General features: G+C 65.5%; 17 protein-coding genes. 16 read left to right on the top strand and 1 reads right to left on the bottom strand.

From position 1 onward, the window contains the following. Window positions 1–369: 369 nt before the first annotated feature. The 12 genes from WJU27_RS14730 to WJU27_RS14675 all read left to right on the top strand — a co-directional run bounded on the left by WJU27_RS14730 (window position 370) and on the right by WJU27_RS14675 (window position 10237). The gene (locus WJU27_RS14730; protein WP_033986547.1) at window positions 370–606 is read left to right on the top strand and encodes a hypothetical protein; all 237 of its coding nucleotides are present in this window, start codon (window positions 370–372) and stop codon (window positions 604–606) included. Window positions 607–631: 25 nt separating this feature from the next. Then, window positions 632–1024 (top strand): hypothetical protein, encoded by a 393-nt coding sequence (locus WJU27_RS14725; protein ID WP_033986549.1) that lies wholly within the window; start codon window positions 632–634, stop codon window positions 1022–1024. A gap of 250 nt (window positions 1025–1274) precedes the next feature. Further along, window positions 1275–1991 carry a DUF5983 family protein gene (locus tag WJU27_RS14720; RefSeq protein WP_023093153.1) on the top strand — a complete coding sequence of 239 codons (717 nt, stop codon included), beginning with the start codon at window positions 1275–1277 and terminating at the stop codon, window positions 1989–1991. Window positions 1992–2274: 283 nt separating this feature from the next. Beyond that, entirely contained in the window at window positions 2275–3072 is a 798-nt protein-coding gene (locus WJU27_RS14715) for a hypothetical protein (RefSeq protein WP_033986551.1), read from the top strand. 67 nt (window positions 3073–3139) lie between these two features. After that, window positions 3140–3505 (top strand): DUF3085 domain-containing protein, encoded by a 366-nt coding sequence (locus WJU27_RS14710; RefSeq protein ID WP_033986553.1) that lies wholly within the window; start codon window positions 3140–3142, stop codon window positions 3503–3505. A gap of 344 nt (window positions 3506–3849) precedes the next feature. Then, window positions 3850–4401, top strand: coding sequence for an STY4534 family ICE replication protein (locus WJU27_RS14705; RefSeq protein WP_031755002.1), 552 nt, complete (start codon window positions 3850–3852; stop codon window positions 4399–4401). Between the two features lie 55 nt (window positions 4402–4456). Then, window positions 4457–5068, top strand: a complete 612-nt coding sequence (locus WJU27_RS14700; protein WP_003294141.1) for a DUF3275 family protein — start codon at window positions 4457–4459, stop codon at window positions 5066–5068. Window positions 5069–5157: 89 nt separating this feature from the next. After that, window positions 5158–5523: a hypothetical protein gene (locus WJU27_RS14695; protein ID WP_033986555.1), complete on the top strand. Its 366-nt coding sequence runs from the start codon at window positions 5158–5160 to the stop codon at window positions 5521–5523. Window positions 5524–5607: 84 nt separating this feature from the next. Further along, a complete protein-coding gene (locus tag WJU27_RS14690; RefSeq protein WP_003141029.1) occupies window positions 5608–6258 on the top strand; it encodes a hypothetical protein in 651 nt (216 codons plus the stop codon). Between the two features lie 65 nt (window positions 6259–6323). Beyond that, entirely contained in the window at window positions 6324–7433 is a 1110-nt protein-coding gene (locus tag WJU27_RS14685) for a DUF6094 domain-containing protein (RefSeq protein ID WP_033986558.1), read from the top strand. 115 nt (window positions 7434–7548) lie between these two features. After that, window positions 7549–7851: a hypothetical protein gene (locus WJU27_RS14680; protein WP_033986560.1), complete on the top strand. Its 303-nt coding sequence runs from the start codon at window positions 7549–7551 to the stop codon at window positions 7849–7851. A gap of 100 nt (window positions 7852–7951) precedes the next feature. After that, the gene (locus tag WJU27_RS14675) at window positions 7952–10237 is read left to right on the top strand and encodes a helicase-related protein (RefSeq protein ID WP_033986562.1); all 2286 of its coding nucleotides are present in this window, start codon (window positions 7952–7954) and stop codon (window positions 10235–10237) included. A gap of 71 nt (window positions 10238–10308) precedes the next feature. On the opposite strand, the gene WJU27_RS14670 is transcribed toward WJU27_RS14675, so the two are convergent. Next, window positions 10309–10434 (bottom strand): hypothetical protein, encoded by a 126-nt coding sequence (locus WJU27_RS14670; protein ID WP_255321382.1) that lies wholly within the window; start codon window positions 10432–10434, stop codon window positions 10309–10311. A gap of 119 nt (window positions 10435–10553) precedes the next feature. On the opposite strand from WJU27_RS14670, the gene WJU27_RS14665 reads away from it, so the two are divergent. The 4 genes from WJU27_RS14665 to WJU27_RS14650 are packed head-to-tail and all read left to right on the top strand — an operon-like array spanning window position 10554 to window position 14406. Beyond that, window positions 10554–11498 (top strand): chromate resistance protein ChrB domain-containing protein, encoded by a 945-nt coding sequence (locus WJU27_RS14665; protein WP_033986563.1) that lies wholly within the window; start codon window positions 10554–10556, stop codon window positions 11496–11498. Continuing rightward, complete coding sequence (gene chrA, locus WJU27_RS14660; RefSeq protein WP_172040025.1) at window positions 11495–12727, top strand: chromate resistance efflux protein ChrA; 1233 nt, start codon at window positions 11495–11497, stop codon at window positions 12725–12727. Before WJU27_RS14665 ends, chrA begins: the two co-directional genes overlap by 4 nt. A gap of 59 nt (window positions 12728–12786) precedes the next feature. Further along, on the top strand, window positions 12787–13380 hold the full coding sequence (locus tag WJU27_RS14655) for a superoxide dismutase (protein WP_116829749.1): 594 nt from the start codon (window positions 12787–12789) through the stop codon (window positions 13378–13380). Next, window positions 13381–14406, top strand: coding sequence for an MBL fold metallo-hydrolase (locus tag WJU27_RS14650; RefSeq protein WP_196751209.1), 1026 nt, complete (start codon window positions 13381–13383; stop codon window positions 14404–14406). The last annotated feature ends 15 nt before the right edge of the window (window positions 14407–14421 follow it).

Raw genomic sequence — 14421 nt, 5'->3', positions numbered from 1 at the left:
GCCCACAGGTGGTTTTCCTTCCTCTCCAGCCGAAGGCCCGCGTGGCCTTCGTCGCCCTGGCCCTTGCCTTGTCCCGTGACGCGGGCCTGCCCTAAAGCGGGCCGTCCGCGATTCGGTTTTCCCTGCGACGGCAGCCATGCTTCGCGCCCATCCTCACGCCATGCGTTGCTGACAGTCGTCAGCGGCATGCCCTGGCAGTCTCGGTCTTCAAGACTGCAACGCGGTTCGCCGCGTTGACCGATCCAGTCCGCTTCGCATCGCCCACCGCGGACGCTCGCCGGCCTGGCGACGATGCACTTTTCTCAACCACCCGAGGGGAACCCCATCCCCTGCGGGATGCGTGCTCCCCGACCCACCAAGGAGCACGGCATGTCTGAACCTTCCGCATCTTCCTCTGCAACCGCAGTGCGCAGTGGTGCGCTGGCGCTGGCCTGGACCGGCAAGCGTTTGCCGCTACAGGTGCTGCGCAGCGCGGCCGGCCACTACATCGGCACGCAAGACGACGAAGGCCCGGTATCGCGGGAGTCCGTCGAGTATTTCCCGAACCACCTCGCAGCACAGCGCGCCCTGGATGCCCATGCCTGGACACAGCGCGCTCACCCCTGATTCCCACCCTTCAAGGAGTTCTCTCATGAATCTGTCTTTACCCGAAGACGTGCTCGATCAGATGGCGCTGGAACAGGCGCACTTCGACGCTGCACCGCAGGCCTTCTTCGAGGCCTGGAAGCGCGGCGCGCAGATCGCCGGCCACGAGTGGTTCGGCGACGGCACACGCGAAGGTCTGCAGCGTGCCACCACCAAGTGGGACCTGCGGCCCAACATGCTGATGCTCAACGACGCCTTGGGCGTGCTGAGCAGCGGTCAACGCATGTTCCTGTCCGCGATGGTGAGCTTCTACAACTCCCGCGAGGGCGGCGCGATGCTCAAGCGTTGCGGCTTCGAGGGGCTGTCCGACTTCGGCGGCCTCAATCTGGAACGGCGCCAGGTCATCGCCGACCTCACGCTGCACTACAACGGCTGGTGAGCCGCGCCTGGCAACCCACCGTCTTTTCATCCCACCCCACGAGGGACATGCGTCCCCGTTCGGGGCCATGTCCCTCCTTCCTTTCGCAGGAGCGGCCATGTCCCGAATCAGCATCTTCCACTGACCTGCACCGCCCGCCACCAGGGCGGCCCGATGCCGCGGCCGGCTGACCGGCTGCCACTTCATCCACCTACTGGGGTTCAATCCCCGGCAGGGGATTGCCTCGGCCATCCTCTGCTGGAGGAATCCCATGTCTCATTCCAAAAACCCCTTCGTCCGCGGCTACGATGGCCTGTCCGTGCAGCGGCTGCTGGCGATTTCCTACGACGACGACTGCCCGCTGAGCTATCTGCCGCTGCACGTCTCGCAGTCGCACCTGCCGGACAGCCAGGTCGAGCGCCATGCCTGCGTCTTCTGCGACGACTTCGCGCTGATCACCGAGGGCCAGAACGTGCCGCCCGAGCTGGACGCGCAGTGTCCCAGCCACGGCATCGCCCGAAACCTCGTCTACACCGTCATGGCCGAAGAAGCCGGCCAGCCGCTGCACGTCGGCGATACCTACTCCGAGGAAGCCGCGCGCGAGGTGGTACGCCGCCTGCGCTTCGAGACCGGGTTCTACAGCCGTGCCTGGGAAATCAGTTCGGCGCACATCACCGAGGAGGCCGGTCGCTTCCTCGCCGAACTGGCGGACATCGCCACGCCGAGCGGTTTTCTGTTCGTGGCCTTCCGCATTCCCTACAGCCCGGCGGTCGGCATGAAGCTGATCGCCACGCCCTGGACGGATGCGAACCTGCAGCATGTCGAGGGCATCACCGCCGAAGAGCTTCGGCAGGAGCACCGGGCCAAGGGCATGCCGGAGTCCCTCGTGGAAGTGTTGCACCTGGCTGCGCTCGCCGACGTGCGGCTGCTGATCTTCGATGCCGACGCGCCCGTGCTGGACGGACTGACGCTCTACGACGACGAGTAACCCCCTCTTGAGCCCCGTGCGGGGCTCTTCTTTTTCGCGGAACGCGGTGCCGGCGCATTGCCGATTCCCGGCGGACGGCCGCCGCCATGTGCCGCACGCTGGCCGCATGTTCGCTGGCTTTGCCGGCAGCATGCCCAGGCAGTCGAGACCTTCAAGACTGCGGCGCGGTTCGCCGTGCTGGTTGTTTCGTTCTCCGGGCGCACCTGCGTCCATCCACCTCACCCTCAAGGGACAGACCTCCCTTGCGGGCGGGAGTCCCTTGGTTGCCACAAGGAGTCTCCCCATGGATACCCAAGCCATCCGTGCACAGATGCCAACGCTTGTCGTCGGTCATGTGCCTTCCAACGTCCGTTCGTTCAAGTTCAACATCTTCGACGGCCAGCCCAAGGTTTCGACGCTGGGCTTTCACATCGACCCGAAGCCTTTCGAGGGCAAGGTCATCGCCACCACCGACGAGGCCATCGTCGTCAAGACGGGGCGAGCCGAGTTCGCGGTGCTCGATCGAACGCTCGTGACCGAGGTGCCCGACGAGGGCGCCAAGGTGCAGGTCGAAACCTATGTCAGACGCCGCTTCGACGGTCAGCGGGCGGACACGCCCGAGGAGCAGACCGAGTTCACCGCCGACGGCCAGCCCTACACGGTGAAGCGGTTCGTGCTCGGGTCTGCACCGGCGAAGCTGCCGATCCCCGAGCCGCGCTGCCCCGAGCTGCAGGAACTGATCGACCAACTGGAGCAGTTGCCCGCTCCCGATGGTTTCCGGCGCATCACCCACATGCTGGTGGATGCCGGTGCACGGGACATCACCTGGGTCGATCCGCTGCCCGCCGACATGATCCGCACGCCGCCGGCCATCGGTTTCACCGTCGCCACGATGAAGTTCCAGGGTCGCGTCACCGTGCTGTATGAGCGTGGCCTCGACCTCTACGCGGTGGAGCTGCACCGCGACGGCGAGCTGATCGAACGGGTCGATGAGGTGTTCTTCGACACCCTCGGCGAGACGCTGGAACGGCTGATCGACGACGGGAGCTGGAAACGCATTCGCGTGCAGTGCCTGTCGGGTCGCAAGGCTGTCCGGCACTGACCCTCCCAGCAGCTTCCCGCCCTCGCGGCGGGAAGCCTCTCTTCCTGCCTCCCTGGAGATCACACCCATGACTGTTCGATTCAAAGGCACGGAGCTGCGGCCCGTGCTCGCCGAAGCGGTGGCGAATCAATGCCGCGTCATCCTGGTCAAGGATCAGGGCGTGTACTTCCTGGCCGAGCGCGGCGAGCGCCGGCCCGATGGTCGCCAGAAGACCATCGCCTACGCCGCCGGCTGCAACCCGGATGTCGATGCCTTCGACTATTGGTGGGAGCTGGCGCGCGCCGAGTTCGGCGACGACGACTTCGGCGAGTTCTTCGATCCGCAGGAGGGCGTGTTTGCGCGCATCCTGCACAGCGAGGACGACCTCGACGTGTCCGCCACCACGACACACCTGTCGCTGCAGGCGGTTCCTCCCACACCCAACGGCAACTGACCGCCCATCCCTGGCCCCCGCTCCGGGGGCCTCTTTCTTCCCGGCAATGCGGACAGCCGCGAGTGCCGATTGCCGCTCGCCTGCGCGCCGTCCCGGCGCCACGCTTCCGGCCATGTTCCGCTGACGTCCGTCAGCGACATGCCCAGGCAGCCACGATCTTCAAGGCTGCGACGCGGTTCCGACCGCGTTGATCACCCCAGTTCGCACCGGCATCCATGCGCGAACGGCCATCGGTTCTCGATGGCGATGCCACCAAGCTGTTCCATCAACCCACGCGGGGGTTCCACACCTTCCCCGCCTTGGGTCGGGTGTGTCTCCGCCTCATTGTTCCCAGGAGATTCACCATGACCACTTCCAACGAGAAGTCCTACTTCGATCTGCACATCACCGGCCTCGGGTACCTCAATCGCATCCGCGAAGTGAAGCCCAAGAAAGGCGATGCGTTCCTGGCCTGCGACATCGCGGCTCTGAACGGTCCCAGCGATGACGTCTCGTATGTGCGTTTCGACACGCGCGTATCGGGATCGGAAGCGCAGCACCTGGTGCGCCGCTGCATTCAGGCGGTCGACGCCGAGAAGAAGGTGATGATCGGCTTCCGCATGGGCGACCTGTGGACCGACACCTTCACCTACTCCAAGGGCAAGCGTGCCGGCGAGCAGGGTGTGAGCCTCAAGGCCCGCCTGCTGTTCGTCAGTTGGATCAAGGTCGACGGCAAGCTCGTCTACAAGGCCGAGCCCAAGCCGACCGAGACCGACGAGCGGGACCCGGAAGTCCCTGTGACGTCCGACGCGCCCGCCGCGCAGCAAGCCTCGGCACCGGAGCCTTCCGAGCCCGTCGCCGATGCTGCCGACGACGCAGCCGATGCCCCCGCATTGGCCGTTGCCGAGTCGTTCTGATCCGCAAGGCCCCATCCCCGGGGCCTTGTCTTCTCTTCGTCCGCAGGAGACCTTCATGATCACCATCCCCGGCCAACTGGCCATCAAGACCATCCACGGCAGGAACGGCGACTTCAACGTCGGCCGCCTGGCGACCTCGATCGGCGAGTTCGTCGTGAAGAACGCCGAACTCGATCAGTACCGCGAGGGCAAGTACGACGGTGATTTCGTCATCGTCGAGATTCGTCCCTCCACGTACAACGCCAACGGCCGCATGGTCATCGAGATCCGCGCCCATCTGGGCGGGATGACACTGTCCAACATCGACGCCCTGAGCCGCGACGAAGCCCGCCGGCTGAGTCCGCAGGAAGTCGATCCGATCGACGAGGAGGCGCAGGCGCCCGTGCCGGCAACGCCCCCGGCCAAGCCGAAGGCGAAGCCGCGCAGTCCGCGCGATCCCCTGGTCGATACCACGCCGTTCGGCAGCGAACCGGCTCCCGTGTCCGCTGCGGCCTCGGCCGAGGCAGACGACGCGGCGCTGTTCGGTGCCTTGTGGCCCCTGGGCGAGACCGTGAAGCTCGATGCGACCGTGGATCGTCGTGTGCTGCGTCAGCAGCGCGACCGTCTCGACAAGCTCGGCTACGAGTTCGCTCCGTTGTCCCAGGACTGGCACCTCAAAGCTGCCTGATTCATCCGCCGCCTTGCGCGGCATTCCGCCACCCGCTGGGGTTCTCCCCCGACGGGGAGGGCTCCGGCCTTTTCTTCAAGGAGACCCTCATGGGCTGGACCTTCGTTCGTCAGACGCGCGATCAGTTGATCCGCGAGCTGCTCGCTCCGCAGGCGTCCGACCGCGCTTGCTGCGAAGTCATCGACCACACACTGGACGGCGACGTTCTGTGGACCGTGGTTCGCGTCACCGCCAGGCAGGCGGGCGTCATGGGCCTCGCGGCCGGTGAGTCCGTCTGCTACATCGGCTGCCATCTGCTGGAAAGCTCGGGCGGCGATTGGGGCTACAAGTCACTCGATGAGTCCGTGCATCCGTACTACTACTCGTGCCCGCTGCGCTATCTCGACATGGCGCCGGTGCAAAGCCCCGAGTGGCGCGAGCGGGTTCACCGCTTCCACGCGGGCCGCGCTGTCTAGCGGCACGCATCTTCCTTCACCCAACCGGGGCGAGCATGGCCCCGCGGGCTGTGGTTGCTCCTTCATTTCCAAGAGGACATCACCATGCCTGCACCTTCTTCCGCGAAACCGCTGTACCGCATCGACGAATGCCCCGACCTCATGGCCGACGGTTGCGTCGGTGACGAGCAGGGCAATCTCGTCTTTCTCTCGATCTGGGCGCGCGACACCGCCGTTCAGGAGTTCCTCGCCCGCCTGACTCTCGGCCGGGATGAACAGGGGCTCGACCAGTTCCACGTCATCACCGAGCAGGGCGCATCCATCCCGGTCTTCGTCGGCAACGTCGAGAACCTGGAAAAGCGCATCACCCGCGCCTATCGGCGGACGCTGTTCGGTTCGCTGACGAATGTGTGGCTGTTCGACCGTCGCTGCGTGAAGCCAGACAAGGCCAATGCCAGCGCGCTGGCGCTTCTGCCCAGGGATTCCGCTCACCGGCTCGACCGGCTGTGGACGCTGGTGCAGGACACCTGCCCGCTGCCACTGCTCGACCACTGGCGCGACACCGTGCTGGAGCTGTTGCAGACACGGCGGATGCTGACCGGTCTTCCCTTGGCCCTCGGGCCGCTGGAAGGCCATCGGCTGGCCCTCGATGTCCCGGCGCTGACGAAGGCGCTGGGCGAGCTGATCCGCAACGGCACCCTCGGTGCCACGCAGTACGAACTGGCCGCGAACGCACCGCTTCGGCGTGTGGCGTGAGCCATCCCCACGGGCATGCGCGCCGCGCGTGCCCGCCTTCCCTCATCCATCATCAGGAGAAATCCATGGCACTCATGTTTCCGCGCCTGGCGCGCAATTTCATTCGTAACGGCTACTTCCCCACCGACGAGCCGACGCTGGAGCGGGCCTTGTCCGCACTGGCGCCGTCTCCCGGCTCCATGTCCATCATCGATCCCTGCGCCGGCGAAGGCGTGGCGATTGCCGAAGCCGCCCACGCCCTCGGGCGCGAGCAGGTCCAGGCCTTCGCCGTCGAGTACGACGCGGAGCGTGCCCGCCACGCACGGCAACTGGTCGATCGCTGCATCCACGGTGACCTGATGGACTCGCTGATCTCGCGCCAGTCCTTCGGGCTGCTGTGGCTGAACCCGCCGTATGGCGACCTGAGCAAGGACGTGAACGGCAACATCGGCTATCAGGGCCAGGGCCGTGCGCGGCTGGAAAAGCTGTTCTATCAGCGCGCGCTGCCGCTGCTGCAGTACGGTGGCGTGCTGATCTTCATCGTGCCGTCCTACGTGCTCGACGCCGAGCTGGTCGGATGGCTGACGCGCCACTTCGCCGACCTGCGCATCTACCGTGCGGTGGAAACGCAGTTCAAGCAGGTGGTGATCTTCGGTCGCAGGATTCGTCAGCGCGACCAGGCATCGGATTCGGTCAAGGCCACCCGCGGTCTGCTGCTGCAGATCGGACAGGGCGACGCCGAAGCCGAGGAGCTGCCGCTCGAATGGCCGTTCCTGCCGTACACCGTCCCTGCCAGCCCGGCCGAGCCGGAGCACTTCTATCGCGTGACGATGGAGCCCGAGCAGTTCGCCGATGAAGTCGGCCGGCTGCAAGGACTCTGGCCGGCGCTCGATACGCACCTGGGGGGCGCGCAGCAGTCGCTGCGTCCACCGGCGCGGGCCTTGTCCCACTGGCATCTCGCTCTGGCCTTGGCCGCGGGCGCGATCTCGGGCGTCGTGACCTCGAAGAGCGGCAGAACGCTCGTCGTGAAAGGTGATACCCATAAGGAGAAGACTCTCCAGACGGAGTACACCGAGCGCGACGACGGCTCCGTGGCCGAGACACGCATCCTCACCGACAAGTTCGTGCCGGTCATCCGCGCCTGGGACATGACACCGGGCTCCGCCACGCGGGGCGAGGTGTTGACCATCCGCTGATCGTCGTTCCCCGACGGCAAGCCGCCAGTGCTTCGCCGCCTTCTTTGTCCACTCACCGGGGTCATGTCGCCCCGATGGGGCGCCGTGGCCTCTTTTCCCTGAAGGAGAAATCACCATGGCACTCGCTGTTCTCAATCTCGTCTCGCAACCACGGTTCCCATCCGGGCAAGTGGTCATGACCGCCGGCATCAACGATCTGGTCCAGCAGGGCCAGTTCAATCCGGTGCCTTATCTGCGTCGCCACCTTCGTGGTGACTGGGGCGATCTCGACGACTGCGACCGGCGTTCCAACGATGCCGCGTTGAAGTCCGGAGACCGCTTGTTCTCGTCCTACCAGGTCACGCCGACCTTGAAGCTCTGGATCATCACCGAGTGGGACCGCAGCGTCACCACGCTGCTGCTGCCATCCGAGTACTGATCGTCCTCTGACGGCTCGGCCGTCTTTCTCTTCCCACCCCTGGGGCATGCCATCGCCCCGCAGGGGTCGGTGCATGCCCCATTTCCATTGGAGCATCACCATGTCACTCGATCTCGAAACTGTTCCCGCGGCTGTTTCCGATGCCTCGCCCGTGCAGGGCGACCTGCTCGAAGCCGCATCTTCTCCGCTCACCCTCAGCCTGCAGGACTTCGTATCGGAGTTCGGCGACGAGCTGCTCGATTCGCTCAACCGCGCCAATCCTCCGGTCTACACCGGCCAGGTGCGGGTGCATCGGCAACTGATCCTCGCCGCGCTCAAGCGCAAGCTGTTCCCGGCGCAAGCCGATGTGGTCCACGCCGTCACCGAGCTGTTGGTCGATCGTGGCGAACGCGCCGCGATCGTCAATGGCGAGATGGGCTGCGGCAAGACGACGGTGGGTATTGCCACCGCCGCCGTGCTCAACGCCGAAGGCTACCGCCGTACCTTGGTTCTGTCTCCGCCGCACCTGGTCTACAAGTGGCGGCGCGAAATCCAGGAGACGGTGGCCAGTGCCAAGGTCTGGGTGCTCAATGGCCCGGACACGCTGGTCAAGCTGCTGAAACTGCGAGAGCAGTTGGGCGTGCCGGCCCAGGGCCAGGAGTTCTTCGTCCTGGGCCGCGTGCGGATGCGGATGGGGTTCCACTGGAAGCCTGTCTTCGTTCGGCGGCGCACGCCTCACGGCGACGTGGGGGCCTGCCCGGATTGCGGGCATGTCATCACCGACCTCGACGGCGAGCCGATCAATCCGGTCGAGCTGGAAGCCGAGGAGTCCCGCCGCAAGTGCAGCCACTGCCGTGCACCGCTGTGGTCGTTGATCCGTCCCAGAGGCCTGTCCGCCAGCGACCAGTCCTCGACCGTGCTCAAGGCACTGAAGCGTATTCCAACCATCGGGGAAGTCACCGCGCAGAAGCTGATGCAAAAGTTCGGTGACGCCTTCCTCGCGTCGATGCTCGGGGACAACATCCACGAGTTCATCAACCTGATGGATGGCAACGGCGAGCTGGTCTTCTCGGACCGGCAAGCCCATCGGATGGAACGTGCGATGGCCAACATGGAGTTCGGCTTCGGCGAGGGCGGCTACCAGCCGTCCGAGTTCATCAAGAGGCAGCTTCCCCAAGGCACGTTCGACCTGCTCATCGCCGACGAGGCGCACGAGTACAAGAACGGCGGCTCCGCACAGGGCCAGGCCATGGGGGTGTTGGCGGCCAAGGCGCGCAAGACGCTATTGCTCACCGGCACGCTGATGGGCGGCTACGGCGACGACCTGTTCCACCTGCTGTTCCGAGCCCTTCCGGGGCGGATGATCGAAGACGGCTACCGGCCGACGAAGAGCGGCAGCATGACGTCGGCCGCGATGGCGTTCATGCGCGATCACGGCGTGCTCAAGGACATCTATTCCGAGAGCACCGGCACGGCGCACAAGACGGCCAAGGGCACCAAGGTATCGGTGCGCACGGTCAAGGCGCCGGGTTTCGGTCCCAAGGGCGTGCTGCGTTGCGTCCTGCCGTTCACGGTCTTCCTCAAGTTGAAGGACATCGGTGGCAATGTGCTGCCGCCCTACGACGAGGAGTTCCGCGAAGTCGCGATGGACACGGCGCAAGCTGCGGCCTACCGCGATCTGGCGGGTCGGCTGACCCAGGAGCTGAAGCAGGCCCTGGCGAAGCGCGACACGACGCTGCTGGGTGTGGTCCTCAACGTGCTGCTGGCCTGGCCGGATTGCTGCTTCCGGTCGGAGACGGTGGTGCATCCACGCACGCGCAACACCCTGGCCTTCGTCCCGGCTCAGTTCAACGAGCTGGAGGTGATGCCCAAGGAGCGCGAGCTGATTGATATCTGCAAGCAGGAGAAAGCAGAAGGTCGCAAGACCCTGGTCTACACGGTCTACACCGGCACGCGCGACACCACGTCGCGCCTGAAGGTGCTGCTGGAGCAGGAAGGCTTCAAGGTGGCGGTACTGCGCGCGAGCGTGGATGCCTCCCGCCGGGAAGACTGGATCGCCGAGCAGTTGGACCGCGGTATCGACGTGCTCGTCACCAATCCCGAACTGGTGAAAACCGGCCTGGACCTGTTGGAGTTCCCGACGATCGTGTTCATGCAGTCGGGCTACAACGTGTATTCGCTGCAGCAGGCCGCACGCCGTTCATGGCGTATCGGTCAGAAGCAGTCGGTGCGCGTGATCTACCTCGGCTACGCCAACTCCTCGCAGATGACCTGCCTGGGGTTGATGGCCAGGAAGATCATGGTGTCGCAGAGCACGTCGGGAGACGTGCCCGAATCCGGGCTGGATGTCCTGAACCAGGACGGAGACTCGGTGGAAGTGGCACTGGCGCGGCAGTTGGTGCATTGAGATTGTTTCACTCTTGGTCGGCCCCTTCGGGGGCCGAATTCTTGTCTTCGGTCGTTGCCGCAGTCGCTATTTCAGGGGAGCGTTTCAGAAAACAAAAAAGCGCGGCCGTAGTAGTGCCGGTCAATGCCAGCATCGGCCATCGCCAGCTTCTCCCAGCGTTCCTTGATAAGGCTGGTCGGCGCATCGGCGGGCACCATGCGATTTGGGATCAGATCCGACGGACTCGCTACGCAACTTCTTAGATTTCGTTTGATCTATAACATGCAGTAAGATATATAACTCATTATCAACCCCTTGGCGATAAAGGAGTCCGTGCTTGAGCTTTCTCGCGCTGTTCATCAGCCTGCCCACCAAGGCATCGACCGGCCGCATGCGCGTCTGGCGCTCCGTCAAGGCGCTGGGCTGCGCGACGCTGCGCGATGGGGTCTATCTGCTGCCCGACTCGGCCGATAGCGCTACGGCGCTGGACGAAGTGGCGGCGCAGTCGGTCGAGGCCGGGGGCAGCGGCGAGGTCTATCGACTGTCGGGGTGTGACGAAGCTCAGGAAGCCGCGCTGCGCGCCCTGTTCGACCGGGGCGAGGAGTACGCGGGCATCGTCGAGGAGATCAAAGGGCTCGGACGGAGCCTGGCGTCCCTGGACGGCGCAGCCGCCGCGCGTAAGCTCCAGCCGCTCGTGCGCCGCTTCGAGCAGGTGGCGCGCATCGACTTCTTCCCCGGCGAGGCGCAGCGGCAGACCTTGAGCCTGCTCGACGACCTGCGCGACGCGCTCACCCGCCGGCTTTCTCCCGACGAGCCGACCCCTCGGCAGGCTGACATTCCGCGACTGGAGCGGGCCGACTATCGGGGCCGTGTCTGGGCCACGCGGGCCCGTCCGTGGGTCGACCGGCTCGCCTCGGCCTGGCTGATCCGCCGGTTTATCGACCCGAAGGCCCGCATCGTCTGGCTGACGAGTCCCGCCGACTGCAAAGCCGATTGGCTTGGCTTCGATTTCGACGGCGCGGCCTTTAGTCACGTGGGCACCAAGGTCAGCTTCGAGACGCTACTGGCGAGTTTCGGACTTGATTCCGCCCCTGCACTGATACGCCTGGGCGAGCTCGTGCATTGCCTGGATGTGGGGGGGCTACCGGTAGCTGAAGCGCTGGGCATCGAATCGCTGCTCGCCGGCCTGCGGGCATCCGAACCCGACGACGACGCGCTGCTTGCCCGCGCATGCGAAGTCTTTGACTGGCTATTGAAGAGTTACGAGGAAAAAACAACGTGAACGCCCCGACCAGTCCTCAGACCGCTGCCACGACTGAAGCGGTCCCTCCAGCGATGAGCTACCTGCAGCTCTTCGCGCGCTTCCTCAAGTTCGGCTTGCTCGCATGGGGCGGGCCTGTGGCTCAGATCGGCATGTTGCGCCGCGAGCTCGTGGACGAGGAACGCTGGATCTCCAGCAGACGCTTCAACAAGCTGCTTGCGGTGATGCAGGTACTGCCCGGACCCGAAGCGCACGAAATATGCGTTCATTTGGGCATCCGGGCGAAGGGGCGGCTGGGGGGCGTACTGGCGGGACTCGGTTTCATGCTTCCCGGATTCTTGCTGATGTTCGCGCTGTCCTGGTTGTACTTCCAGATTGAATTCGTGGGTACCGCGCTGGGCGCGGCGTTCCTTGGCGTGCAGGCGGCTATGATCGCCCTGATCGTGCGCGCCGTGCACCGTATCGGCGAGCACATCCTGCTTGACCGCTGGTTGTGGGTCATTGCCATCGTTTGCGCGCTGGCGGCCATAGGTCGTGTCGACTTCTGGATCACCCTGCCGGCGGGCGGCCTTGTGTACGCCCTGCTCGTGCTGAATCATCGGGCCTTGGCGCTCCTGGTGACACTGGCGGCGGTGGCGCTGGCCGCGGCCGTGGCTTTGTGGGCTGCACCGACAGCGAAGCTTGTGGAAGCGGTCGTTCAGGGCCAGGCCTCGGTGCTGCTCATCTTCGCGTCGGGCCTGAAGGCCGGCTTGCTCACCTTCGGCGGCGCCTACACAGCGATTCCGTTCGTTCGCAACGACGCCGTCGGGCGCGGATGGATGACGGATGGGCAGTTCCTGGACGGCCTGGCGCTGTCCGGTGTGCTGCCGGCACCCCTCATCATCTTCGCCACGTTCGTCGGCTATGTGGCAGGGGGGCCGATCGGGGCGGTGGCCATGACGGTGGGTGTCTTTCTTCCGGCCTTTGCGTTCTCGTTGATTTTCTACGACCGGCTGGAGGCTGTCGTGGAGAACAAACGGCTGCACGCGTTCCTGGACGGCGTCGCGGCCGGCGTAGTCGGCCTGATCGGCGCAACTACCCTCGACTTGGCGCAGGTCACGGCTGAACGTGTCCCATCGCTGGCGATGGGCATGTCGATCTTCGCCGCAGGCTTGGCGTTCCTTTATGCCTGGAAGAACAAGCTCAACGTCGTCGTCGTGATCCTCGCGGCGGGATTGGCGGGCTGGCTGGTGTTTCCGAACCAAGGCTGAACCTGATCGAGTCAGCCTTCGTCGCGCCGTTTCCGATCCACCTTGCTGAGGAAGCCAAGATGCCTTACGAACTGAAGCCCCTTTCGTGCGATCCAGCCAAGCTCACCGGCCTGTCCGAGAAGCTCATCGTCAGCCACTGGGAGAACAACTACGGCGGTGCGGTCAAGCGTCTCAACGCCATCGAGCAACAGCTGGCGCAATTGACCTGGGGAGCGGCGCCGGTGTTCGAGATCAACGGCCTCAAGCGCGAGGAGATGATCGCCAGCGGTTCCATGATCCTGCACGAGGTGTACTTCGATTCCCTCGGTGGCGCGGGAGGCGGCCCTGGCGGGACGCTGAAGGCGGCCATCGTGCGCGATTTCGGCTCCATGGACGCCTGGCGCGCCCAATTCACGGCCATGGGCAAGGCCCAGGGCGGCGGCTCCGGCTGGACCTTGCTGGTTTGGAGCCCGCGCCGCGAGCGTCTCGTGAACGCCTGGGCCGCCGACCACGCCCACAACCTGGCCGGCGCCACGCCGCTGATCGCCCTCGACATGTACGAGCACAGCTACCACATGGACTTCGGCGCAAAGGCCGCAGCTTATGTGGACGCCTTCATGCAGAACCTGTCCTGGGCGGCTGCCGAGGCTGCATTGGCCAACGTGGAGGGCTGAATGAAGCACGCCACTGCCCCGGCATCGTTCGCGCATGAACCGATCGGCCGGCCGACGCCGAATGGAGGCGGCGCGAGTCGAGCCATGAAGTGCCTCGCGCGGTCGATCGGCCTCGTGCTCCTGAGCCTGCTGGGGGTGGGAGCGTCATACGCCGACGTTCTGCCTGCACCTCGACAGTTGTCTCCCCATGCCTGGGCCTGGATTGGCCCGTACGAGGGCCCGAGCAAGGCCAATCGGGGTTTCCGCATGAATCTCGGCTTCGTTGTCGGCGAGGAGGCGGTGGCCGTCATCGACAGCGGTTATTCACCCGACATGGCCGAGGCGATGCTGCGCCACGTCCGCGCGCGCACCGCGCTGCCGGTGCGTTATGTGGTCAGTACCAATTCGCAGCCCCATCGCTTTCTCGGCAACGATGTCTTCCGCCGGGCCGGCGCCCGCATCCTCGCCGGCCGGGATGCGGCCGAGCGCATGTCGCGGGACGGCGCCACGATGGTGGGCGCGGCGGCGGGCATTCTCGGCATTGCCGAATGGCCCGTACCGGCCGCACCGGATCGATTGCTCAGCGCGGGCGAGTCCGCCGATCTTGATCTCGGCGGCGGCGTCGTGCTGCGCGTGCGCCACGCCGGCACGGCCCATACCAAGGGAAGCCTGGTGGCGGAGGTGCGCCCCGACCGCACCGTGTTCGCCGGCGACATCCTGTACGACGGCCGACTGCCGGCCCTGATTCCGGATGGCAGCGTCAAGGGCTGGCTTGAGGCCTTCGATGCGCTGCGCTCCCTGGACAGCGCCATCTTCGTGCCCGGGCATGGCGAGCCCGCGCCGCTCGCCGCCTTCGAGCATCCGACCCGCGACTACCTGACGCGGCTCAAGCGCCACATGGACGATGCGGTGAAGACAGGCACCGACATCGAACCGGCCAAGTCGGGCTTCGACGCCTCGGCCTGGCAATCGCTGGCCAACTTCAAGGAGCTGAATGGCCGCAACGCCTATCAGGCCTATCAGGAAAGCGAAGCCGAAGGTTTCTGAACAGGAGACGACCCC

Source organism: Methyloversatilis sp. NSM2 (genome assembly GCF_038066675.1).
Lineage (GTDB): Bacteria > Pseudomonadota > Gammaproteobacteria > Burkholderiales > Rhodocyclaceae > Methyloversatilis > Methyloversatilis discipulorum_A.
This window is presented reverse-complemented; position numbering and strand designations above follow the sequence as displayed.

Excerpts from the sequence above, each read along its gene's own strand:
- WJU27_RS14730 (WP_033986547.1), top strand. The coding sequence starts at position 370 with ATGTCTGAACCTTCCGCATCTTCCTCTGCAACCGCAGTGCGCAGTGGT.
- WJU27_RS14725 (WP_033986549.1), top strand. The coding sequence starts at position 632 with ATGAATCTGTCTTTACCCGAAGACGTGCTCGATCAGATGGCGCTGGAA.
- WJU27_RS14720 (WP_023093153.1), top strand. The coding sequence starts at position 1,275 with ATGTCTCATTCCAAAAACCCCTTCGTCCGCGGCTACGATGGCCTGTCC.
- WJU27_RS14715 (WP_033986551.1), top strand. The coding sequence starts at position 2,275 with ATGGATACCCAAGCCATCCGTGCACAGATGCCAACGCTTGTCGTCGGT.
- WJU27_RS14710 (WP_033986553.1), top strand. The coding sequence starts at position 3,140 with ATGACTGTTCGATTCAAAGGCACGGAGCTGCGGCCCGTGCTCGCCGAA.
- WJU27_RS14705 (WP_031755002.1), top strand. The coding sequence starts at position 3,850 with ATGACCACTTCCAACGAGAAGTCCTACTTCGATCTGCACATCACCGGC.
- WJU27_RS14700 (WP_003294141.1), top strand. The coding sequence starts at position 4,457 with ATGATCACCATCCCCGGCCAACTGGCCATCAAGACCATCCACGGCAGG.
- WJU27_RS14695 (WP_033986555.1), top strand. The coding sequence starts at position 5,158 with ATGGGCTGGACCTTCGTTCGTCAGACGCGCGATCAGTTGATCCGCGAG.
- WJU27_RS14690 (WP_003141029.1), top strand. The coding sequence starts at position 5,608 with ATGCCTGCACCTTCTTCCGCGAAACCGCTGTACCGCATCGACGAATGC.
- WJU27_RS14685 (WP_033986558.1), top strand. The coding sequence starts at position 6,324 with ATGGCACTCATGTTTCCGCGCCTGGCGCGCAATTTCATTCGTAACGGC.
- WJU27_RS14680 (WP_033986560.1), top strand. The coding sequence starts at position 7,549 with ATGGCACTCGCTGTTCTCAATCTCGTCTCGCAACCACGGTTCCCATCC.
- WJU27_RS14675 (WP_033986562.1), top strand. The coding sequence starts at position 7,952 with ATGTCACTCGATCTCGAAACTGTTCCCGCGGCTGTTTCCGATGCCTCG.
- WJU27_RS14670 (WP_255321382.1), bottom strand. The coding sequence starts at position 10,434 with ATGGTGCCCGCCGATGCGCCGACCAGCCTTATCAAGGAACGCTGGGAG.
- WJU27_RS14655 (WP_116829749.1), top strand. The coding sequence starts at position 12,787 with ATGCCTTACGAACTGAAGCCCCTTTCGTGCGATCCAGCCAAGCTCACC.
- WJU27_RS14650 (WP_196751209.1), top strand. The coding sequence starts at position 13,381 with ATGAAGCACGCCACTGCCCCGGCATCGTTCGCGCATGAACCGATCGGC.